Below are 20,493 nucleotides of genomic sequence, written 5' to 3'. Positions count from 1 at the left end.
GGTGCCGGCCCCAACTGAGGCGCAGAGGTCATTGGAACAATCAAGAAAGTTTCGGCAATTGGATCCCGAAACTCGGAGCAAAGGTGTTCAGGAATGCGAACATACAGGGTGGCCATCGTTGGCACCGGAGGGATCGCTGGAGTTCATGCGGAGAATCTGGCCCGGACCAACGGAAGGGCGGAGATCGTTGCGGCGTGCGACGTCGACCAGGCACGGCTCGAGGCCTTCTCTGAGAGATACTCCATCATCGGCCGCTATACGGATCTGGAGAGACTGCTCGCCGAGGCAAAGCCGGACATCGTCCACCTCTGCACACCTCCCATGTTGCACATCAACCAGGCCATCACCTGCCTTGAGGCCGGTGCCCACGTGCTGTCGGAGAAGCCGCCGGCGCTCAGCCTCGAGGACTTCGACGGGATCCAATCCGCCAAGGCCGTGAGCGGCGCCCAATTCGCCTGTGTCTTCCAGCACCGCTTCGGCGATGCTGCGCAGGCAGCCCGCAAGTTGATCGGGGGCGGGGAATTCGGCCGAGCCCTCGTGGCCCGCTGTGACACTCTTTGGTATCGGCCGGACAGCTACTTCGACCTTCCCTGGCGGGGAACGTGGGCAGCCGAGGGCGGTGGACCCACCATGGGTCACGGCATCCACCAGTTCGACCTGCTCCTCCACCTGCTCGGCCCTTGGCAGGAAGTCACGGCCCTCGCAGCCCGGCAAGCCCGAAAGACTTCTACGGAGGACCTCTCTGCTGCATTGGTCAGATTCGAAAACGGCGCAGTGGCCACCGTAGTCAACTCCCTGCTCTCCCCCCGCGAAACGTCTGACATCCGCATCGATTGCGAACACGCCACCATCGAGCTGTCCCACCTATATGGCTATTCCACGGATAACTGGACCGTCACCGCTGCGCCGGGGAGTGAAGAATCCGTGGCGGACGCGTGGGCATCGCAGTCGCTGGAGCGCGGCAGCGGCCACGCCGCCCAATTCCTCGCGATGTATGACGCTTTGGACGAAGGCACAAACAGCAGCGGGCCGCTTCCGGTGTCCCTTGAAGATTCACGGGACACGCTTGAGTTCGCCACCGCAATTTACGCGTCCGCGTTCACCGGCTCCCCGGTCCGCCGGGGCGAGATAGTGCCCGGGCACGACTTCTATGGGGGCATGGATGGAAACGGCCTGGGCACGCGGGTGTTGGCGGAATCCGCTCTGGCATCGGCATCTTTGGCTGAGGCCGCTCCAGCATCGATTTAAGTCGACCGTGCGCGGGCCTCCGCGCTCCCCACACCATCGCGCCCGGGCCAAGAGCCCAAGCAACCGAAGCGAAGGATCCATGACAATAACAACAGCCACCAGCCTCCGCTGGACCGACGACGGAACAGCACTTGAATTCACCGTCGGCGACACGCAGATAGTCCGCTACGTCTACCTCCCCGACGATGACCAGTACGAGAGCCCCCGGCCCTACTTCCACCCGCTGACTACGCTCGGCGGCGACGAGGTCAGCATCTTCAGGCCCTGGGATCATGTGTGGCACAAAGGCCTGTCCTGGGCGCTGCCCAACGTCGGCAACCACAATTTCTGGGGCGGCGCCACCTACACACGGCAAACCGGTTACGCCAATCTGGATAACAACGGCAGCATGCACCACGACGCGTTCAACGCCGTGCCCGGCGCGAAAGCCGCAGGTGAGCCCGTCGGCGGGCCTCCCGTCGTCGAACTCGGCGAGCGCCTCAGCGTTTCCGAAACCCTGAGCTGGCTCAGCCAGCAGGGCGCCGATGTAATGGCGGAGAAGCGGCAATTCGCGGTCCAGCTTCTTGAAGACGCTTGGGCGCTGCTGTTCGAAACCACCATGACCAACAGCAGCGGCGATCGCCTGTCAATCGGCAGTCCCACCACGGAGGGCCGCGACAACGCGGGATACGGGGGCCTTTTCTGGCGCGGCCCGAGGTCCTTCACCGGCGGAGAAGTCCTGTCCCCCGAAGGAGCGGGCGCCGATGCCCTGCGCGGCACACGTGTTCCTTGGCTCTCCTTCACTGGCCAGCACGACGGGCACTGCCGGAAATCGAGCCTGACGTTCATTGAAGATGCTGCCAATCCGGGCTACCCGAACCAATGGTTCGTGCGGTCTGAGCCGTTCGGCTGTGTTGGTTCTGCGCCGTTCTTCAGCGAGGTGGTCCCAGTCCCCGACGGCGGTTCGCTCAGCTACCGCTTTGCCGTCGTAGTCGCCGACGGCGCCTCGGATGCCGCACGCGCTACTGAGTATGCAGCGACCGCGAAGACTGCGCTGGCGGAGTGGGCATCTAGGTGACCTCCACTTCTCCCTTCACGACGTTTCCCGGAGCCACGGCAGTCTCCAGGGTCAGTATCTATGACTGGCCTGCCGCTGACGGCAAGTGCGGCGGCGCTCCGCACATGCACACCGCTTCCAGTGAGGCATACGTGGTGCTTAGCGGCAGCGGGCGACTTGAAACTCTCAGCACATCCGGTTTCGCCAGCACACCTTTGGAACCCGGCGTCACCGTATGGTTCACTCCCGGCACGATCCACCGGGCCGTCAACGATTCCGGCGACCTCAGCGTCCTGGTGGTGATGCAGAACGCGGGGCTGCCTGAGAATGGCGACGCAGTCATGACCTTTCCGCCTTCCTGCCTCGCGTCGCCGGAGGCATACGCGGCTGCCGCGGCGCTGCCGCTAAGTAACGCGGATCGTGGCGACGTCCGCGCGGAGGCGGCCGCGCGCCGTCGTCGGGACCTTGCGCTGGACGGTTACCTCCGGCTGCGTGAGGCTACCAAGAACGACGGCGGCGCTGCTTTGAGGGCGTTCCTCGCCGCCACGGCGGGGCTGGTTTCCGCCCGGACCGAGCTGTGGCGTGATCGTGTAGAGCGCGGCGCGGAACTGCAGGCAGCATTCACTCGACGGAATTTAATGTCCCTAAAATCGGCAGAAAGTTTCTTTCTTTCGGAGGCGCAAACTAGAATCGGAGCGCGGGAACCACACAGGAAATACGGTATGTGTGGACGCATCGAGACGTGGAACGTTTCCGACGCTGGCGACGCATCAGCGGGCACGGAGGGCAGTGACACGATGGGCTAAGGGGATGGTGGGGTTGGCAGAAGAAGGCACCAGCCGGGCAACAATCAGCGAAATCGCGCGTGAAGCCGGTGTATCAGTGCCCACGGTTTCCAAGGTGCTCAACGGTCATGCCCACGTTGCCGCGGAAACCCGTCAGCGCGTCGAGGAAATCATTGCCCGACGCGGCTATGCGAGGCGGCCCACTCGGCGCAGCAAAAAGGCCGGGCTCATTGACCTGGTATTCCCAGGCCTGGGGTCGGAATGGGCGCGTGAGATCATCGAAGGCGTGGAGAACGTGGCACAGGAAGCAGGCTACGGGACCGTGGTCAGCAGCCTCTCCATCGACGGTTCGCGGACCCGGGCCTGGCTGTCCAACCTCGCTGAACGCAAGTCCGACGGCTTGTTGCTAGCCGTCTACGACTTGGATCCCAAGCAGATTCGGCGCATCAAGTCCCTGGGCATGCCGGTGGTTTTGATTGATCCCGTTGGTCAGCCCGGGCCGGATCTCACCACCATCGGAGCGGCGAACTGGAAGGGTGCCTACTCCGCCACCGAATACTTGCTCAGCCTTGGGCACACGAGGATTGCCATGATCGGGGGACGCGAGGACCTACAGTGCAGCAGCGCCCGCGAGGACGGCTTCCTGGCTGCCCACAGGGCCCGCGGTGTCGCGGTGGACAAATCCCTTATGGTGCCCGGAGACTTCTCTACGGAGGCAGGTGAGACGGCCACTGAAGAATTGCTGGCGCTGGATTCCCGCCCCACCGCCATCTTCGCCGGGAACGACGCGCAGGCCTTCGGCGCCTACCGGTCTGTGCGCAAGGCAGGCCTCCGCATCCCCGAGGACATCAGCATCGTGGGCTTCGACGATATCCCCGCGGCTGAGTGGGTAGAACCCGGGCTGACCACGATTCGCCAGCCAGTGGTGCAAATGGCGGAAACGGCCATGCGGACGCTGCTGCGGCACTTGGACGGCGAAGAGAACATGCCCGAGCGGATCGAACTTGGCACGGAGTTGATCGTGAGGGGTTCGACGGCGGCCCCGGCAGCCGGGCAAGTTTCGGCGGCTTAGGGGCGGCTCCGCACCCGCGTTGTTGACCAGCACATCAACTCGCCCAAACGCGGCTACGGCCTTCTCCACAACCGCGGCGGCCACTGCCGTATCCCGCACATCGTGTTCCACGGCCAGCAAGCGATCACCGTATTGCGCTTTGAGTGAATCGAAGCGCCCGATTCGCCGGGCCGTGCCGACCACGCGCTCCCCTGCCTCCAAAGCGGCCTCGGCGAGCGCCAGGCCGAGGCCTGCACTGGCGCCTGTGATAATCCATGTCTTGGTGTTGTGTGTCGTCATGACCCCGACGCTAAAGGTTCGAGCGCGCTCAAAGGCAAGCGATCCAATTCAGCATCACGCCGAGGGTGCGAGGAAGATGCTTTACTTCTTGCCTGCTACGGGCTTTGGCTCTCGCGACTGGCCTCCAGCATCGATTCCCGGAGCCGGGATTGGGCCAGTGCCAGTCCCGCATGCGCCGCTCCACGGGCCACCGATAGTCCGACCACTTGCGACACGACCTTGATCTCCGGAACGACGGGAAGGTTTTGCGCCAGTCGCCTGCGTACCTCGGGCAGGACCTCATCCAGGAGCGGACTCAGGCGACCCACAAAAAATACGGACTCGGGATCCAGCGTAACTGCAACGGCACCGACAGCGGTGACAATCGCTGTCGTAAACGCCTCCATCACTTCCGCGCGGGACGCCTCTTCCTGCGGCCGGGACCAGAGCGCTTCGATACCCTCCAGCTCCAGTCCTCGCCCCCTGGAAAACCGCAGGAGACCCTTTGTGCTCAACAGCCCCTCGAGGGACTCGTTGCCAACGCCTGAGTAGAGAACACCACCGAGGTCACCGAAAGTAGGCGTCCGCCCATGGGCGATCTCATGATCAGTACAAGTAGCGAACGTCAGCACGGTACTAAGCATGAACAAAGCAGCGTTACCTATGCTGGCATCATCCTTCAGGATCCCCCGGAGGGAAGCACTGGCGTCGCTCTCAAGGATCACGGGAGCGTTCAATCGATCCTCAAGGCAATTCTGGAGCGGAGAATCCATGAAATTCTTCCGTGTTTCTGGTGTCCCGGACCTCCTAGTGCCATTCGGTACACGGCCGGGCAGTGCGGCGACGATTTGGCGCAATGGCCCCTCTGCGGAATCACTGGTCTTCGCAATCAGGTCCGCCAGCCACTTGGCAGTTGTTTCAGCATCGCCCCCTTCGTGACTGGGAATAATCAGGTGCCCAACCTCGCGACCTCGCAGGTCCGTCACCAGGACGCAAGTGGTTTGCGCTCCCAAAGAGACACCGACAATGTGCCCCGCCGTGCCGGGTACATCCAGATATGTCGAAGGCCGGCCACGGCGCACAACCGCATCGACTCCCCGCTCGACAAGAAAGCCGTCAAAACGAAGCTCATCTACTTTCCGAGAGACGGTCGCCTGGCTCAGCCGCGTCAATTCGATCAGCCTGCTCCGCGTCAAAGGCGCCTCTGAAAGGACCGCATCAAAGACCGAAGCCTTGGTGTAGTCACGTGCAGTGGGGATGGTGCTCATAGCACAACCTTAATGAGAGTTCAGAGCAAAACAGGGACGTTTTGGGGCTGCCCGGTATTCGTTGTGTAGGGGTAAGTGGTCTTCTTCCGTGGCTCGTTCGACGGCGACCGTTCGTTCCAGCCAACGGACGGTACGCCTCGGCAGGGAAACAAACTGCCGGGGCGTACTGGTCAGTTGGGGCGTTGGCGCGCCCCCGGTACTAGCGGATTGCGGCCTGGGTAATGGCTGACTCGCCCAGGCCCCAGTAGTCCAGCGACTTCTTGTATTCCGGGGTTTCGAGAACGGACTGGATGGCTTTCTGCAGGGCCGGTGTCAACGGTGATCCCTTTTTCAGACCTATGGCGACGTTGGTATTCGTTCGGGTATCCATCCTCGGTGAGAGGACGGTGAAATGGTTGGGCTGCTGGATCTCTGCCCAGGCCAGGGCACCGGCGTCGTAGAAGACGCCGTCAATGCGCTTGGAGTCCAGCTGCGTCAGTGCCTCCTGGACGTTGGGCAGCGTGACGGCGTTGATGGCCTGCTTGCCCTTTTCCTCGCACGTCCACTTCGAGATGTTGGGCAGGTGCTTCAGTTGCTGTGTGGAGCCCTTGGTCACGGCGATGTTCTTGCCGCAGAGCGTGTCGTTGGTCAGATTGAGTGGATTGCCGGCGGCTACCGCGACGGCCGAGCCGCCCTTGAGGTAGTCGATCATGTCCAGGACCTGCAGCCGCTCGGGGGTGGCTGACATGGTGGTGGCGGTGAAGTCGTAGCGGCCGCCGTCAATGCCGGGAATGATCGTGTCGAATGCCGTGTTCTCGAACTTCAGCTTCAGCCCCAGCTTTTTGGCCACGAGGCGCGCGATGTCGGGATTCACGCCGATCGGGGTGACGTTGTCCTCGGCCAGGAACGTGGTGGGCGGGGAACTCAGGTCCATCGCGACCGTCAGTTCACCCTTGGCTTTGTAGGACTCGGGCAGCAGCGCTACCGCGGCCGCATCCGGTTGGACGCCCTCAGAGATGTCGCGGGTATTCTGCGTCTTGGGGATTTCCGTCGCCTCAGTGCCTGTTGCCGTGCTGCCACAGGCGGTGAGGGCAAGCAGGACAGCGAGTCCCGCAGTCGCCGTCTGGATTTTGTTTCTGGTCTTCATGGTGCAATCCTTCAAATCGTTTCTGCGGGTGTAACCCGCAGAATGAGTGAGCTTGTTGAGCAGGATTCCCCCGGGCCCATTCGGGCCTAGTGCAGCGCCTTGAAGGCATGGCCCATTGCTTCGAGCAGGCGATCGGCATCATCGCTGGAGAACGGCATTGGGGGGCGGAGTTTCAGGACATTGCCCTGAGCGCCGCATGCCGAGATGAGGATCCGGTCCCGCCGGAGGGCGTTCACGATGCCGGCGGCGGCTTCCCCGTCGGGTAAGAGCGTGGATTGGTCCGTGACGAGGTCGACGCCGATAAAGAAGCCGCTCCCGCGGACTTCTGCAACCTGGTCCAGACCCTGAGTGAGATCCTTGAGTCCGGTGAGGATCTTTCCGCCGACCTTGAGGGCGTTTTCCATGAGGGATTCCTCGCGGAGAACGTCCAGGACGGCCTGGGCCGCCGCGATGGCTACGGAGTTTCCGCCGAAGGTGTTGAAGTAGCGGATGTTTTTCCCGAACTCCTGGAGTAGTTCGGGCTTGAAGATGGCTGCCGCGACGGGGATGCCGTTACCCATGGGTTTGCCTATGGTCACGATGTCCGGGACGATACCGTGGCGTTGGAACCCCCACCATTCCTCGCCGGTCCGGCCGAAGCCCGGCTGGACTTCATCGGCGATGTACAGGCCGCCCACAGCATGGATTTCCTCCACGATGGGACGCAGGAAGCCTGCAGGGCCGGCGAAGACACCGTCGGAGGAGAAGATGCTGTCGGCGATGAAGGCCGCAACTCCGATGCCGTGCCGGTGAAGGTCGGCGATGGCCTCACGCACCTGGTTCCGCAGGTGATCCTCCAGGGACCCTTGATCCAATGGGTATCGCAGGAAGTCCGGGGCGTCGATGACCCGCACGTTCGCACCCAAGGGCACGCCGATGCCCAGGGACGGTGAGAAGGACGCCACCTCGGTTGTGAGCCCGTGGTACGCGCCGGAGGTGACGATGATGCCCTGATTTCCGGTGGCGTATTTGGCGACGCGCATGGCGAGGTCGTTGGCTTCCGAACCTGTGCAGGTAAACATGACATGGCCAAGCTCGGCGGGAAACGTGGAGAGAAGCTGCTCTGAGTAATCGAGGATGGATTCCTGGACGTAACGGGTGTTGGTGTTCAGCGTCTGCATCTGTTCGTGGACGGCCGCTATGACACGCGGGTGGGCGTGACCGACAGAGGGGACGTTGTTGTAAACGTCGAGATAGTCATTTCCGTCGCGGTCAAACAACGTCACGCCCTTGCCGCGGACGATTTCCAGCGGTGTGTCATAGAAAAGCCGGTATCCGGGCCCGAGGCTCTGGTCCCGGCGCCGAATGTTCTTCTGCATCTGGTCCGGGAGTTCACCGAGGCGGTTGGGATCAAAGCCATTGATCATTGCACGGGATGGCTTACGAATTTGGGAAGTGTCCAAGGTCTCTCCTTGAAGGCTGTGAGTCTGGTTCAGGATGTGAAAGGCAGTCTTGGTGCAGGGGCGGCCGCTGTAGAAGCGAGCCGATCCCAGTCAGGCTTGGAGTGGGAGAGCAGATAATCACGCCTTTGCGGCAACTGGCTTGCCCGCCACTGCGTGATCAGGGCCCGCAGGAGCAGACGGGCCTGTGCTGAGATGAGCAGAGCCTCCAACTCCTGGTCAGGCAGCGGACGGATGCTCCGATACCCATCCATGACGTGCAGAGCGTGTTTCCAAGGGCTGGCCGGGTCTGCTCCCAGGAGGTTGGCCATGGTGACGCTGAGGTCGAAGATCACAGGCGTCCGCACGACGTCTCCGAAGTCGATAATCCCGCTCACGTAGTCCGGCCTGTCCGGGTCGATCAGAACGTTGAACGGACTGAAATCACCGTGGACAACCTGAGAGGTGAGGGTGTCGAGAAGCGGAACCACCTTCTCGTCGAACTGGTCAAAAATGTCCTCAGCCAGAGAGCGTTTGTGCTGCTCATCGACGTAATCAAGCAGCGGCCGCATGCGGTGAAAGTGCTTCAGGTCCCACAGGAGCAACCGGTCGGCACGGGCATGATCAAAGTCCTGCAAAGCAAGGCCTACACGCGCAAGGCTTGAACCCACCAACTGAAGCTGACCAGCCGACGCCTTCTGACTGGCAAGCACATCTCCAGGCATGAACCGCATCACCCGAAGCACCCGGTCAAAAGGCCCATCAGGCGCCGGAATGAGAACTTGTGGATCTCCCCTAAGGCTCCTGACTAGACGCTGGACCGGAAGTTCGGGGGCAGAACGCTCCAAATGCTCCATGCATGCCGTCTGAAGCTGGACGATCGCCGGATCCTCATCCGATGGCGACACTTTCACCAGATAGGTTTCACCTCCGTTCCGGAGACGGAAAGTCTCGTCCTTTTCGGTGGGAATCCGGACCAGCTTCCCCTTCAGGCCGTAGAACTGCTCAAGGAGCACCAGAACAGTTGAGTCAGCGAGCTGGGACTGCTCTGCCAGCAGTCCACTCTCCAATGCGACAGCCTCAATAAACTCGGAGTCGCTAGTGACGCCCCAGGCTGCCTGGGCGCGGCATGTGGGCCCTATGGCCTGTGCCGGGCCGGTACCAAGTGCGGTGGGATCAAAGGAGGGGCACATCTCACCCTTTCAATGATTGAAGGAGAAAATCAGGAGGCCGGCTGTCGCAAGTTGAAGCGCTGGGACCGGGCGCTTCGCCTAAGGAACCGGGCTTAGAGACCGAGGTGCCTGTTGATCTCTTCCAGGGACTTAACAGAGTTGTAGTCGTAGCCCCCAGTAATGGGGTCATAGCCACGGTCCAGGACCCAGAGGTTGCGGAAGCCCATGTCGTGCATCGGATGCATGTCGTAGCGAGTGTGCGAGGCGATGTGCAGGAAGTCCTCCGGCTTGGCGTTCAGGGTATCGAGCATGTACTCGAAGGCCTGGTAGCGCGGCTTATAGGCCTGGGCCTGCTCAGCGGTCAACACGGCGTGGAAGTCAGCGCCGAGCTTGGGAATGCTGATGTCCAGGAAGCTGTCGTCGGCGTTAGACAGCGCCACCAGCTTGTAGTTGTCGCCCATGAGCTTCAGCGGAGCCGGCACGTCCTCGTGGGCACCAAAGCTGAGCACAGCGTCAGCGAACTCTGCGCCCGCACTAGGAGTCGGCCCAATGCCAAAAAACTTGCATACCCGGTCAAAGGAATTCTGAAGGATCTGCTCGTAGGGCTTGTAGTCGCCGCAAACCTCGTCGAACCGGTACCCGCGGAACACCTTCTTGAACGCAGGCCACTGCTCTTCAGGCAAACGGCCCGCAAGCAGCCGGCGGGTTGTGGAATCAGTATCCCAATTGATCAGTGTGCCGTAGATATCAAAAGAGATGTACTTCGGGCGGAAGTTCGTGTCTGCCATGATGATTCGTCCGTTCATAGTGGTGTTGGGAGGGGACCTCGGTCGTTGTCAGCCATCGGCATTCGTTCGACCGAGCGAGGGTTTTTGATTCCCTATGAATCTAAATCCCCGATTGTCGATTGTCAACGATTTTCTTTGATGATGTCTTGGAAAGCTCCAACGGTTGCCCCGGATTGGCAACACCACGCCACCGCGTCGCCAACAGCGGCTCAGTGACGTTCACCCCTGCGACGCCAGCCCGTCAATAAGGTGTTGCCTCTTGCCTCTAGCTTTGCGGTCGAACCACCCCGATCGCATTGGAGAGTGTCATGCCTGTCCCCAAGTCCGCCCGCATCCTCGGTGCGGCTGCCGCCCTGGCGCTTGTCGCCGTCGGACTGCCCGCCGCCGCCCAAGCTGCTCCCGACGCAGGTCCTGAACAACAGGAGTCCTTTACGTTCGGCGTCATCGGTGACGTCCCTTACGGTGCTGCCCAAATAGCGCGCTTCCCGCAGATGGTCTCAGAACTGAACACGCACGACGAGCTGCGCTTCGTCACCCACCTGGGCGACATCAAGGCTGGCTCTGCGCAGTACACCGACGAATACTTCGCCGCCATCAAGGCGCAGTTCGACCGGTTCGAGGCTCCTTTGGTCTACACCCCCGGCGACAACGAATGGGTGGACTGCCACCGGGTGAACAACGGCTCCTACAACCCCTTGGAGCGCCTGGACAAGCTGCGCAGCATGTTCTTCGCGACCCCGGGCAAAACGCTCGGCGGCAACATGCCCGTGAAGTCCCAGGCCGAACAGGGACTGCCGGAGAACGTCACCTTCGACCAGCAGCGCGTGGCGTTTTCCGTGGTGAACGTCCAGGGCTCCAACAACTCCCTCCTTCCGTGGTCCGGTCTTGGCCTGACCGAGCCCACCGCTGAGCAGCTCGCTGAAGTCGAATCCCGGGACGCGGCGGACGTCGCGCAGATCCAGCGCACCTTCGCCGACGCCAAGCGGACCAACGCTCGCGCCGTCGTCGTGATGATGCAGGCCGACATGTTCGATCCGTACATGCTGGGGCAGGGTGCCGCTGAGAAGCCTGAATTGGTGAGCGGCTTCCGGCCGGTCGTGAAGGCCCTCGCCGAGGGTGCCCGCGAATTTGGCGGCCAGGTCTACCTGTTCAACGGAGACAGCCACGTGTACAACGACGACGCACCGATGGCCACCGGCTCACCGTGGCTCGGCATCTACGGCCAGGACAGCGTGCCGAACCTCCGCCGGGTGACTGTGCAGGGCGCCGCGACGTCCAATGAATGGCTGCGCGTCACGGTCAGGCCGAACGCCGATACCGCGTCCGAGCAGCTTAGCTGGGAGCGCGTGCCGTACAGCGGCTAAATGCCTAGTCCGCAAGAGAAAACAGCGGCTGCCTCTCCGCGGGCAGCCGCTGTTTTCTATCTGTTGGAGACCTTCCCCATCATCCCGGCAATAGGCCGCGTAAAGAGCGGCTGCGTCAAGAACCAAGACCCGGCAATAGCCAGCAGGGAAACAAGGAAAATCACCAGCCCCCACCAGTCCACTTCGTCCTTGGAGGCGAACATGTGGTTGAGGTTGCGCAGCGCCCCGGTGAAAAGGACCAGCGCCACATGGACTACCGTGAACGCCACAAAATAGATCATGACCGGGAAATGCAGTGCCCGTGCGACTTCCATCGGGTAAATGCTGTTGAGGCGCTTTGCATTAGTTGGCCACCACGTGGACATTCGGAAACCTGACACGATAGCCAGCGGCGCTGCAATAAACACAGTCAAGAAATAGGTCACCAATTGCAACGCGTTGTATTGGACCCAGCCGTTTTCTGTAGGCCAGTCCAAGGACGCGTACTGGAGAGCCGTGGAAAGCATGTTGGGTACGATGTCCCAGTTTGTGGGAACTGTACGTTGCCATTGACCGGTCACGACCAGCAGGACAATGAAAATCAGCCCGTTGAGGACCCACAGCAGGTCGAGCGCCTGATGCAGCCAGTGGGACAGACTTACCTTCTTTGGCGTGTTGCCCTTCGGAGAAAAGAATGAATTCCGGTTTGGCGTCCAATAGCCCGGCGGACGCTTTTCAAGCCGGACCTGAAGACCGGTGCGGACAATCAGCACCATAAAGAACACATTGAGGAAATGCTGCCACCCCAACCACGCCGGAATGCCTATCGGCGCTGCTGCCGGACGGGACGAATGCCCCGGAAAAGTAGCGAGGAAGTCCTGCACCTGCGGCGTTGAGCGCAGCCACCGGGCCAGCAGTACGACGACGAGCGCCGCCACTAGCAGCGCGACCGTCACGACGGCGGGCCTCACCCACGCTGGACGAGCGGCCGACGCCGGAGGCCGCGGTTGCTGTTGGGTCGCTTTGGGGGCGGTCGGCTGGACGGCGGCTGGCTTGGGGGCGGCTGGCGTCTTGGGAGCGGCCTGCGCGGTCGACGGCTGCGGGCTTACCGGACCAGGCTCGGTTCTGGGCGGCTCGGTCCGGGGCGCGGGCGTTCCTCCCATTCGCGTCGGTGCTTGGCTCGGGGGCAGGGTTGGAGTTTCGCTTTCTGATGCAGCTGTGGGAGCCTCCGAAGGCGCCGACAGCGCCGCACCCATCCGCTGCTTCCCCGGTGCCGAGCCTGCCGGAGCTGCACCCGGCTCACCCGACACAGCCGGCGCCGCACCCATCCGCTGCTTCCCCGGTGCCGAGCCGGCCGGAGCCGCACCCAACTCACCCGACACCGCCGACGTCGCACCCATCCGCTGCTTGGCCGGTGCCGAACCGGTCGGAGCCGCACCCGACTCACCCGACACCACCGGCGCCGCACCCATCCGCTGCTTGGCCGGTGGCGGGCTCATTGGCGACGCCGGCTGGCCGGCCATCCTCTGCTTGATAGGCTTCGGTTGCTCTTCAGCGGGGCCGTTGTCCTCGGTCGGGGTCGGCTCTTCAGGGCTGGACCCTGTAGGCATTGACTCTGGTCCTCTCTCGCTCAGCTACACCCCACTCAGCTGCGGCGCGCGTTGACGGCCTCGATTAGCTGGGGCACAACTTTGAATACGTCACCGACGATACCGAAATCGGATACCTCAAAGATTGGGGCGTCTTCATCCTTGTTAATCGCCACGATGGTCTTTGCCGTCTGCATTCCCGCGCGGTGCTGAATTGCGCCGGAGATGCCCAGCGCGATGTACAGTTCCGGGGATACCGAAACGCCCGTCTGGCCAACCTGGTAGGACTGTGGAACGTAGCCGGCATCCACGGCGGCCCTCGATGCTCCAATGGCCGCTCCCAAGGCATCGGCCAGTTGCTCCACGAGGACGAAGTTCTCCTTGGAGCCCAACCCACGTCCGCCGGACACCACGGTCTTGGCGCCGCGAAGTGCAGGGCGGCCCGTTTCGCCCGCGGATTGCTGCACGTCCACGATTTTGGCGCCGGGAGCCGTCACGGTTGCCACCGGTGTACGGGTGACGGCAGGGTCTGCCACGGCCTCGGCACGTGCGTCGATGGCACCAGGGCGGATGGTGATGATCATCAGCCCACCTTCAACGGTGGACTCGCTGGTGAAATCACCACCGAACACTGAATGCTGTGCGATGGCCTCGTCGGCGTCGAAGCGCAGTCCCACTGCGTCGGCCGCCACGGATCCGTTCGCCACAATTGCCAGCCTCCCGGCAACGGCCTTGGAATCGTTGGTGTTGGAGAGCAGCACGGCAACGGGCGAGTACGCCGCAACGGCATCGGCCAGCGCGCCGACGGCAGCGCTGCCAAGTTCGATCGCGAGCGTCGCGGACTCGGCGATATAGACCTGTTCGGCGCCCAACTGGCCTAGATCGGAACCCAGGTTTGCCCCCTCACCAGGAGGGGTCACTACTACGGCAACCGGAGTACCGATTAGGGAAGCTGCCCCCAGCAAACCGGCGGACGAAGACTTCAATGCGCCGTCAGGCGTGGTTTCAATAAGTACAAGGACGTTACCCATGAGGATCCTTCGGTTCTGGAAAGTTCAAGGAAGCAGGCTGGCGGACGCTAGATGAGTTTGTTGCTGGTCAAGAAGTCCACCAACTGCTCGGCGGCCGTGCCGTCGTCGGTGATCTTGGGGCCGGACTGCTTCGCGGGACGCTCGACGGCGGAAACCATCACCGAACGCACGCTGGCCGCCTCAGGTCCTGCTTGAATTCCCAAATTGGCCAATGACCAAGTGTCGAGTGGCTTCTTTTTGGCCTGCATGATGCCTTTGAAATTCGGGAAGCGGGCATCGGCTGTTCGCTCGGTCACGGACACCACAGCAGGAAGCGGAGACTCCAAGGCGAGCGTCCCGCCGTCAATCTGGCATACACCAGACACCAACTCCGGCGTTATCTCCAGGTTCTCCAGGGCAGGCAGCAACGGCAGCCCGAGGAGTTCAGCGACCATGGCAGGAACCACTCCCCCGCGCCCATCGGTCGATTCGTTGCCCGCCAGGATCAGGTCAGCGCCGATCTTTTGCAAGGCGGCGGCAAGGACCCTCGCCGTCTGGACCATGTCAGAACCGACGAGGGCAGGGTCCTCTACAAGGACAGCGGAATCGGCTCCCATGGACAGCAATTTGCGCAGGGACTTGCTTGTGTCTTCTGGGCCCATCATCAAGACAACCACTTCGGCATCCGGGTTGGCGTCCTTATATCTCAAGGCGTTTTCCAAGGCTCGCTCGCCGATTTCATCCGGAACCGGATCTGACGCGGCGCGGTCCAACATTCCTGTAACGAGGTCCAGTTTCCGATCTGACCAGGTATCAGGGACCTGCTTTGCCAGGACAACGATCTTCATTGATGCACTCCTTGAGTCGGCTATGAGGATCAGTCTGCCTTCTCAGCGCCCGCCAAGGTAGGGTCGATTTTTTCGTGTCGCTGGGGCGGCCTCAAGGCCACCGGAAAAGCAGCGGCCGCTCCTTCCGGAGCGGCCGCCAAACACTCATGGCGCTAGGAGGACTTGTTGTCCGGCCAAGATTAGGCCCACAAGGACGTTCCGATCTGCTCCACACGGCACAAAAAAGAAGCCGCTGCGCAGAACAATGTACTGCGCAGCGGCTTCTCAAGAAGCTCCTAGTCCAGGCCCAGCTCGTCCTTGCTGAACGCGTACAGGTAAGGAACGCCAGCTTCGGCTTCGATCTTCTCCTTGGCGCCCGTGTTACGGTCGACGATCACGGCAACCGCCACCACATTGCCGCCAGCTTTGCGAACGCCCTCGACGGCGGTCAGCGCCGAGCCGCCCGTCGTCGAGGTGTCCTCCAGCACCACGACGTTGCGGCCCTCAACCGAGGGTCCTTCCACCTGGCGGCCCATGCCGTAAGACTTCTGCGCCTTGCGGACCACAAAAGCGTCAATTGCCCGCCCGGCGTCGGACGCCGCGTGCATCACGGCGGTGCCGACGGGATCAGCACCCATGGTGAGGCCGCCGGCCGCCTCGATCTCCAGGCCGGCGTCGTCGATCAGCGACAGCATGACCTGGCCTACCAGCTTGGAGGCCTCGTGGTGCAAGGTGATGCGGCGGAGGTCGATGTAGTAGTCGGCTTCGGCGCCGCTGGACAGGGTCACCTTGCCGCGAACCACGGCCAGCTCCTTGATCAGCTCCAGAAGGCGGGCGCGGGCAGGGGCAATGTCAACTGCGGAGTCAGCGGGGGAAGTCATGGTCTCCATTCTAAAGGCGAGACCCACTCACCAGTCGTGCACAGTCCCATCCACCAAGCGGTTGTACGGCAGGTAGGCCTGCTGGTACGGGAACGACAACGCGGCTTCCTCGTTGAACTCGACACCCAGGCCGGGCTTGTCACCGGGGTGCAGGTAGCCGTCGGTAAAGGTCATGGACTGCTCGAACACGGTGTTGGTCTTGTCCGAGTGCTGCATGTACTCCTGGATGCCGTAGTTGTGGATGGCCAGGCCCACGTGCAGCTGCGCGGCGAAGCCCACCGGGGAGATATCGGTTGGCCCGTGGAAACCGGATTTCACCTGGTACTGCGCCGCGTAGTCCATGACCTTCTTCAGCGGGGAAATGCCGCCGAAGTGCGTGGATGCTGCACGCACGTAATCGATCAGCTGTTCCTTGATCAGGGCTTGGAAGTCGAACACGGTGTTGAAGATTTCGCCGATGGCCAACGGGGTGGTGGTGTGCTGGCGGACCAGGCGCAAAGCCTCCTGGTTCTCGGCAGGAGTGCAGTCTTCCAGCCAGAAGAGATCGTACGGTTCAAGCGCCTTGCCGAGCTTGGCCGCCTGGATGGGTGTCATGCGGTGGTGGCCGTCATGCAGCAGCGGGATTTCCGGGCCGAACTCGCTGCGCACGGCCTCAAACACCGTGGGCAGGTGCCGCAGGTATGCGCGCGTGTCCCAGTCTTCCTCGAGTGGGAAGGCGCCGCGGCCAGCGGGTTCGTAATCGTACCGCTCCCCCGACGCCTGGGTCTGCGCGGCAACACCGTAGACGGCTTTGATGCCGGGCACGGCGGTCTGCACCCGGATGGACTTGTAACCGAGTTCCAAATGCTCACGGATAGAGTCAAACAGGGACGGGATGTCCATGCCGGAGGCGTGGCCATACGCGCGCAGCCCATTCCGTGAGGCACCGCCCAGGAGCTGATACACCGGGAGCCCGGCAACCTTTCCCTTGATGTCCCACAGGGCCATATCGACGGCGGCAATCGCCGCCATGGTCACGGGCCCGCGGCGCCAATACGCCGAACGGTAGAGGAACTGCCACGTATCCTCGATGCGGTGCGCGTCCTTGCCAATAAGCAGCTGCGCAACGTGTTCCTTCAGGTAGGCAGCAACGGCGAGCTCACGGCCGTTCAGCGTGGCGTCACCGATGCCTGTGATGCCATCCTCCGTGGTGATCTTCAGCGTCACGAAGTTCCGGGTGGGGCTGGTCACGAACACTTCCGCGGAAATGATCTTCACTGCTGTTCCTTTCGATTGGGTGGTTGGTTGCGCTTTGTCTGCGTGGCTTAGGCGGTGGGAGTTGCGGCCGGAGGGTTCGACGCCGGCTGAACGGCGCCGCGGTCAGCGACGCCGCTGGCGGGGGAACCGCCGTCGGACGAACCGGCGTCGAAGGCGCGGCCTTTGTCAATACGGGTGCGGCGGGCGCGGATCTCTTCCACCATGGTGGCGTGAACCTTGTCCGTGAGGCTATAGCGCACCATAACCGCCATCGCCAAGACCGCCAGGACGGCAGGGATGAGGCCCGCCGCCACCTGGATTCCGGTGATGGCTTCGGCCGTCTGCTGGGCTGCCTTGCCGTTGTAGCCGCCAGCCGCGATGGCGTATCCGGCGAGCGCACCACCCACGGCCTGTCCGGTCTTACGAGTGAAGGAGAACAGGGAATAGATGATCCCCTCGGAACGAACGCCGGTCTTCCATTCGCCATATTCCACAGTGTCCGCTTCGAGGGCCCATACCACGATGTTCGTGCCGTTTATGCCTGACAGCGCCAGGACAAAACCGGTGAATCCGAGCCACAGCATGGCCGGCGGGGTGAACAGCACAACAGCCCCGCCCATTGCCATCATCAGTCCGGAGGCCAAATAGATGGTGCGCTTGCCGAAGCGGGCCACCAGGCCGGGCATGACTGCCGCTGCCCCCAAGGTGAGAAGCAACTGGACGATGGAAAGCACCGGGACAAGTTCCAAATGGTGGAGAACGTCGCGGAAGTAGTAGATCTGCACGGTGGTCAGCGCCAGCGAGCCGGAAAGGAACACAAACGAGGAAACGCACAGCATCAGCAGCGGCTTGTTGCCTTTTAGGGTCGCCACGCTCTGCTTGAAGGAGACCTTGGGGACATCGCGGCGGACGCGTTCCCGGGCCGTAAAGAACGTGAACATGTAAAGCACGAATCCGACCGCCACGAAGCTGATGGTCACCGTGCTGAAGACCGGCTGAAGGTCTGTGCCGGCCTTCAGCAGTGGGGCGACGAAAATGCCGAGGACCGAGCCCACCAGCAGTGCGCCGACGGTACGGGCGGACGCCAGCTTGGCACGCTCCTTGGGATCCTGCGCCATGGACGCCGCCATGGAACCGTAAGGGATGTTGACCAGCGAATAGGCCAGGCCAAGGGCTGCGTAGGCAACGTACGCGTAAAGCAAGGTCCCTGATTCGCCGAGCTGGGGAATGTGGAAGTTCAGGGCGCTCAACACCAGCAGCGGCAGGGAACCGAAGAGGATGAAGGGGCGGAACTTGCCCCAGCGCTTGGTGTGCGTCCGGTCCACCATCCGTCCGGCAAAGATATCCGCGAAGGCATCAAAAATCCGGACGATAAGGAAGAGCGTTCCGGCAGCCGCGGCGGAAATCCCGGCGACGTCCGTGTAGTACACCAACAGGAACATTGTGGTAGTGGTGAAAGCGAGATTGTTGGCGGCATCGCCGGCACCGTAGCCGAGGATGCTGCGCTTGCTGAGCTTTGTCAGTGTGGTCATGCGGGGTTCCTTTAGCCTTGCTTCTTGCTGCCCAGCTGGGTCCAGCGCTCGCGGAGGGCGAAGGCCGCGGACTTGGGACGGCGGTCGCGGGTGAACGCACCCTTCTTGTTGCCGTCAACGCGCATGATGCCGTTGGAGGTCTGGAAGTCGGCAAAGTTCCAGACGTGCTCGCCCACGACGGACTCGACGCGATCGTGGACGCGGTGGAACATGTCCAGGAATGACGATTGGAATTCCTCACTCCACGGTTGCTCATACAGGGAATGCAGTCCGGGCATGGTGTCTGCACCGTATTCGGTCATGATGATGGGCTTGCCATGTTTGGCTTCCCAACCCTTTAGCTCAGCCTCGAGTGCCTTCTCCGCTGACTGAAGGTCTCCGGTGTTGACGTACCAGCCGTAGTAGCGGTTGAGCATAATGACGTCGAACAGGTCCGTAATGGTGTCCTTGTCGAAAGGGTCCATCATGACGTTGACGAAACCAACGGGACGGGTGGGGTCCAGCTTCCGGGCAAGTTCGGCCAATGGGGCGAAATAGGGCCGCGCGCCGTCTTCGGAAGAGTTTGGCTCGTTGGCGATGCTCCAAATGACCACCGAGGGGTGGTTTTTGTCCCGGGCAATGAGCTCCGAAATAGCCTGGCGATGGTTGGCGGCGGTGTCTTCGTTGACAAACTCTTCGCTGTACGTGGACTTGGGGCCTTCGCCGAAAAAGCTTGCGAAGCCTGCATTGAGCCCCACGGCAGCGGTTTCATTGATGACAACTATGCCGTGACGGTCCGCGTACTCCAGGACTTCCTCCGAGTACGGGTAGTGCGACGTCCGGAACGAGTTGGCGCCCACCCACTTGAGGAGCTCAAAATCGTTCACCATCTGCGCAGCGTTGTGGCCCTTGCCAATGGTGATGTGGTCCTCATGCATGCCGAAGCCCGTGAAGTAGAACGGTTCAGCGTTGATCAGGAACTTGTTCCCGCGGACCTCAACCGTACGGATCCCCACAGGAAGGCTGTACTCGTCAAGCAGCGTGCCGTCGTCGTTCTTCACGGCGATGGTGAGCCGGTAAAGGTAGGCCGCCCCTGGCCTCCACAGGATCGCGTTGGGCACGGTCAGGGTGCCGTTGCTTCCGTCCCCGGCGGCGACTTCGACGCCGTCCGCATCCGACAGCGTGACGGTGACGGTCTCGCTGCCGGAACCGCCAGCGACGACGGCGCTGTACTCCACCGTCCCGGCGGTGCCTTCAACGCCGGTCACCACGGTGACGTCCTCGATGGCGACCCCGGGCGTGCTGAACAGCCAGACACTGCGGTGGAGGCCGGCGTAGTTGTAGAAGTCATGCATGTAGCCCTGCTTGCGGCGGCCATCTTCGGTCACCGTTACCGTGCCCGGCGGGATGGTGGCCTGGGTGAGCTCGTTGTTGACCGCGATGGTCAGTCGGAACGTGCGGCCAGGGGAGACATGGTCCGTGATGTCGGCGCTGAAGGGCATGTAGCCCCCGACATGCTGTGCCACCAGGACGTCGTTGACGTAGACCATGCCTTCGTGGGTAGCGGAATCCAGGCGAATGTGGATCCGCTCCCCTGCCCAACCGCGAGGTACGCGGACTTCTCTCTGGTACCAGACGTAGCCAACATGGTCACGGATGGACTTGTCCGCGAAGACGTCGTTGTAGCTGGCTGGAACACCCATTTCCAGGGTTGTCTCCAGCGGCTTCTTGAACCATTCGTCCTGGTGGCCAGTGCGGTCTACGTCCACTTTGAAGGCGTACAGGCCGTCGAGGTTGACCAGTTCGCGGGTGGCAGTCGCTTGGGGCTTAAGCATTGGTGGGAGTCCTTACGCGTCGTTGCGGGCTGGGCGGCGTTGCCGGTTGGATCAGTCCACGGGGTGAATCTGATGCCAGTGTAGACATGC

General features: G+C 62.2%; 18 protein-coding genes and 1 pseudogene. 6 read left to right on the top strand and 13 right to left on the bottom strand.

What is annotated here, in order from left to right; translation table 11 throughout:
• The first annotated feature begins 93 nt into the window (after positions 1–93).
• The 4 genes from LD110_RS15830 to LD110_RS15815 all read left to right on the top strand — a co-directional run bounded on the left by LD110_RS15830 (position 94) and on the right by LD110_RS15815 (position 4,141).
• Positions 94–1,248 carry a Gfo/Idh/MocA family protein gene (locus LD110_RS15830; RefSeq protein WP_225499788.1) on the top strand — a complete coding sequence of 385 codons (1,155 nt, stop codon included), beginning with the start codon at positions 94–96 and terminating at the stop codon, positions 1,246–1,248.
• Between the two features lie 79 nt (positions 1,249–1,327).
• Entirely contained in the window at positions 1,328–2,305 is a 978-nt protein-coding gene (locus LD110_RS15825; RefSeq protein WP_225499787.1) for a PmoA family protein, read from the top strand.
• On the top strand, positions 2,302–3,090 hold the full coding sequence (locus tag LD110_RS15820; protein ID WP_225499786.1) for a cupin domain-containing protein: 789 nt from the start codon (positions 2,302–2,304) through the stop codon (positions 3,088–3,090). Before LD110_RS15825 ends, LD110_RS15820 begins: the two co-directional genes overlap by 4 nt.
• A gap of 4 nt (positions 3,091–3,094) precedes the next feature.
• Positions 3,095–4,141: a LacI family DNA-binding transcriptional regulator gene (locus tag LD110_RS15815; RefSeq protein ID WP_225499859.1), complete on the top strand. Its 1,047-nt coding sequence runs from the start codon at positions 3,095–3,097 to the stop codon at positions 4,139–4,141.
• A 9-nt stretch (positions 4,142–4,150) separates the two neighbouring features.
• Here LD110_RS15815 and LD110_RS15810 read toward each other — a convergent pair.
• The 6 genes and pseudogenes from LD110_RS15810 to LD110_RS15785 all read right to left on the bottom strand — a co-directional run.
• Positions 4,151–4,420: pseudogene (locus LD110_RS15810) on the bottom strand (SDR family NAD(P)-dependent oxidoreductase); the annotation flags it as partial.
• Positions 4,421–4,515: 95 nt separating this feature from the next.
• Positions 4,516–5,667 (bottom strand): ROK family protein, encoded by a 1,152-nt coding sequence (locus LD110_RS15805; RefSeq protein WP_225499785.1) that lies wholly within the window; start codon positions 5,665–5,667, stop codon positions 4,516–4,518.
• Between the two features lie 199 nt (positions 5,668–5,866).
• Positions 5,867–6,793, bottom strand: a complete 927-nt coding sequence (locus tag LD110_RS15800) for an ABC transporter substrate-binding protein (protein ID WP_225499784.1) — start codon at positions 6,791–6,793, stop codon at positions 5,867–5,869.
• 86 nt (positions 6,794–6,879) lie between these two features.
• On the bottom strand, positions 6,880–8,235 hold the full coding sequence (locus LD110_RS15795) for an aspartate aminotransferase family protein (protein WP_225499783.1): 1,356 nt from the start codon (positions 8,233–8,235) through the stop codon (positions 6,880–6,882).
• Positions 8,236–8,264: 29 nt separating this feature from the next.
• Positions 8,265–9,404, bottom strand: coding sequence for a phosphotransferase (locus LD110_RS15790; RefSeq protein WP_225499782.1), 1,140 nt, complete (start codon positions 9,402–9,404; stop codon positions 8,265–8,267).
• 92 nt (positions 9,405–9,496) lie between these two features.
• Positions 9,497–10,171 carry a haloacid dehalogenase type II gene (locus LD110_RS15785; RefSeq protein WP_225499781.1) on the bottom strand — a complete coding sequence of 225 codons (675 nt, stop codon included), beginning with the start codon at positions 10,169–10,171 and terminating at the stop codon, positions 9,497–9,499.
• A gap of 308 nt (positions 10,172–10,479) precedes the next feature.
• Between LD110_RS15785 and LD110_RS15780 the strand changes: the two genes are divergently transcribed.
• Entirely contained in the window at positions 10,480–11,535 is a 1,056-nt protein-coding gene (locus LD110_RS15780) for a hypothetical protein (protein ID WP_225499780.1), read from the top strand.
• A gap of 56 nt (positions 11,536–11,591) precedes the next feature.
• On the opposite strand, the gene LD110_RS15775 is transcribed toward LD110_RS15780, so the two are convergent.
• Positions 11,592–12,470 (bottom strand): cytochrome b/b6 domain-containing protein, encoded by an 879-nt coding sequence (locus tag LD110_RS15775; RefSeq protein WP_225499779.1) that lies wholly within the window; start codon positions 12,468–12,470, stop codon positions 11,592–11,594.
• A 262-nt stretch (positions 12,471–12,732) separates the two neighbouring features.
• Between LD110_RS15775 and LD110_RS15770 the strand changes: the two genes are divergently transcribed.
• Positions 12,733–13,179 carry a hypothetical protein gene (locus LD110_RS15770; protein WP_225499778.1) on the top strand — a complete coding sequence of 149 codons (447 nt, stop codon included), beginning with the start codon at positions 12,733–12,735 and terminating at the stop codon, positions 13,177–13,179.
• Here the strand turns inward: LD110_RS15770 and LD110_RS15765 are convergent.
• From LD110_RS15765 to uidA, 6 genes are all read right to left on the bottom strand, one after another.
• Entirely contained in the window at positions 13,160–14,134 is a 975-nt protein-coding gene (locus LD110_RS15765) for an electron transfer flavoprotein subunit alpha/FixB family protein (protein ID WP_225499777.1), read from the bottom strand. The genes LD110_RS15770 and LD110_RS15765 overlap by 20 nt on opposite strands.
• Positions 14,135–14,181: 47 nt before the next feature.
• Positions 14,182–14,961, bottom strand: coding sequence for an electron transfer flavoprotein subunit beta/FixA family protein (locus LD110_RS15760; protein ID WP_225499776.1), 780 nt, complete (start codon positions 14,959–14,961; stop codon positions 14,182–14,184).
• A gap of 275 nt (positions 14,962–15,236) precedes the next feature.
• Positions 15,237–15,821, bottom strand: coding sequence for an orotate phosphoribosyltransferase (pyrE, locus tag LD110_RS15755; protein WP_225499775.1), 585 nt, complete (start codon positions 15,819–15,821; stop codon positions 15,237–15,239).
• Between the two features lie 27 nt (positions 15,822–15,848).
• Complete coding sequence (manD, locus tag LD110_RS15750) at positions 15,849–17,078, bottom strand: D-mannonate dehydratase ManD (RefSeq protein ID WP_225499774.1); 1,230 nt, start codon at positions 17,076–17,078, stop codon at positions 15,849–15,851.
• A gap of 47 nt (positions 17,079–17,125) precedes the next feature.
• On the bottom strand, positions 17,126–18,589 hold the full coding sequence (gene uidB / locus LD110_RS15745; protein ID WP_225499773.1) for a glucuronide transporter: 1,464 nt from the start codon (positions 18,587–18,589) through the stop codon (positions 17,126–17,128).
• 11 nt (positions 18,590–18,600) lie between these two features.
• Complete coding sequence (uidA, locus tag LD110_RS15740; RefSeq protein ID WP_225499772.1) at positions 18,601–20,403, bottom strand: beta-glucuronidase; 1,803 nt, start codon at positions 20,401–20,403, stop codon at positions 18,601–18,603.
• Positions 20,404–20,493: the final 90 nt, after the last annotated feature.

The organism is Arthrobacter sp. M4 (assembly GCF_020251205.1).
Taxonomy (GTDB): Bacteria; Actinomycetota; Actinomycetes; order Actinomycetales; family Micrococcaceae; genus Arthrobacter.
The sequence above is the reverse complement of the archived record's forward strand: the minus strand, read 5'-3'. Positions and strand labels throughout refer to the sequence as shown.

Excerpts from the sequence above, each read along its gene's own strand:
- LD110_RS15830 (WP_225499788.1), top strand. The coding sequence starts at position 94 with ATGCGAACATACAGGGTGGCCATCGTTGGCACCGGAGGGATCGCTGGA.
- LD110_RS15825 (WP_225499787.1), top strand. The coding sequence starts at position 1,328 with ATGACAATAACAACAGCCACCAGCCTCCGCTGGACCGACGACGGAACA.
- LD110_RS15815 (WP_225499859.1), top strand. The coding sequence starts at position 3,095 with ATGGTGGGGTTGGCAGAAGAAGGCACCAGCCGGGCAACAATCAGCGAA.
- LD110_RS15805 (WP_225499785.1), bottom strand. The coding sequence starts at position 5,667 with ATGAGCACCATCCCCACTGCACGTGACTACACCAAGGCTTCGGTCTTT.
- LD110_RS15800 (WP_225499784.1), bottom strand. The coding sequence starts at position 6,793 with ATGAAGACCAGAAACAAAATCCAGACGGCGACTGCGGGACTCGCTGTC.
- LD110_RS15790 (WP_225499782.1), bottom strand. The coding sequence starts at position 9,404 with ATGTGCCCCTCCTTTGATCCCACCGCACTTGGTACCGGCCCGGCACAG.
- LD110_RS15785 (WP_225499781.1), bottom strand. The coding sequence starts at position 10,171 with ATGGCAGACACGAACTTCCGCCCGAAGTACATCTCTTTTGATATCTAC.
- LD110_RS15780 (WP_225499780.1), top strand. The coding sequence starts at position 10,480 with ATGCCTGTCCCCAAGTCCGCCCGCATCCTCGGTGCGGCTGCCGCCCTG.
- LD110_RS15765 (WP_225499777.1), bottom strand. The coding sequence starts at position 14,134 with ATGGGTAACGTCCTTGTACTTATTGAAACCACGCCTGACGGCGCATTG.
- LD110_RS15760 (WP_225499776.1), bottom strand. The coding sequence starts at position 14,961 with ATGAAGATCGTTGTCCTGGCAAAGCAGGTCCCTGATACCTGGTCAGAT.
- pyrE (WP_225499775.1), bottom strand. The coding sequence starts at position 15,821 with ATGACTTCCCCCGCTGACTCCGCAGTTGACATTGCCCCTGCCCGCGCC.
- uidB (WP_225499773.1), bottom strand. The coding sequence starts at position 18,589 with ATGACCACACTGACAAAGCTCAGCAAGCGCAGCATCCTCGGCTACGGT.
- uidA (WP_225499772.1), bottom strand. The coding sequence starts at position 20,403 with ATGCTTAAGCCCCAAGCGACTGCCACCCGCGAACTGGTCAACCTCGAC.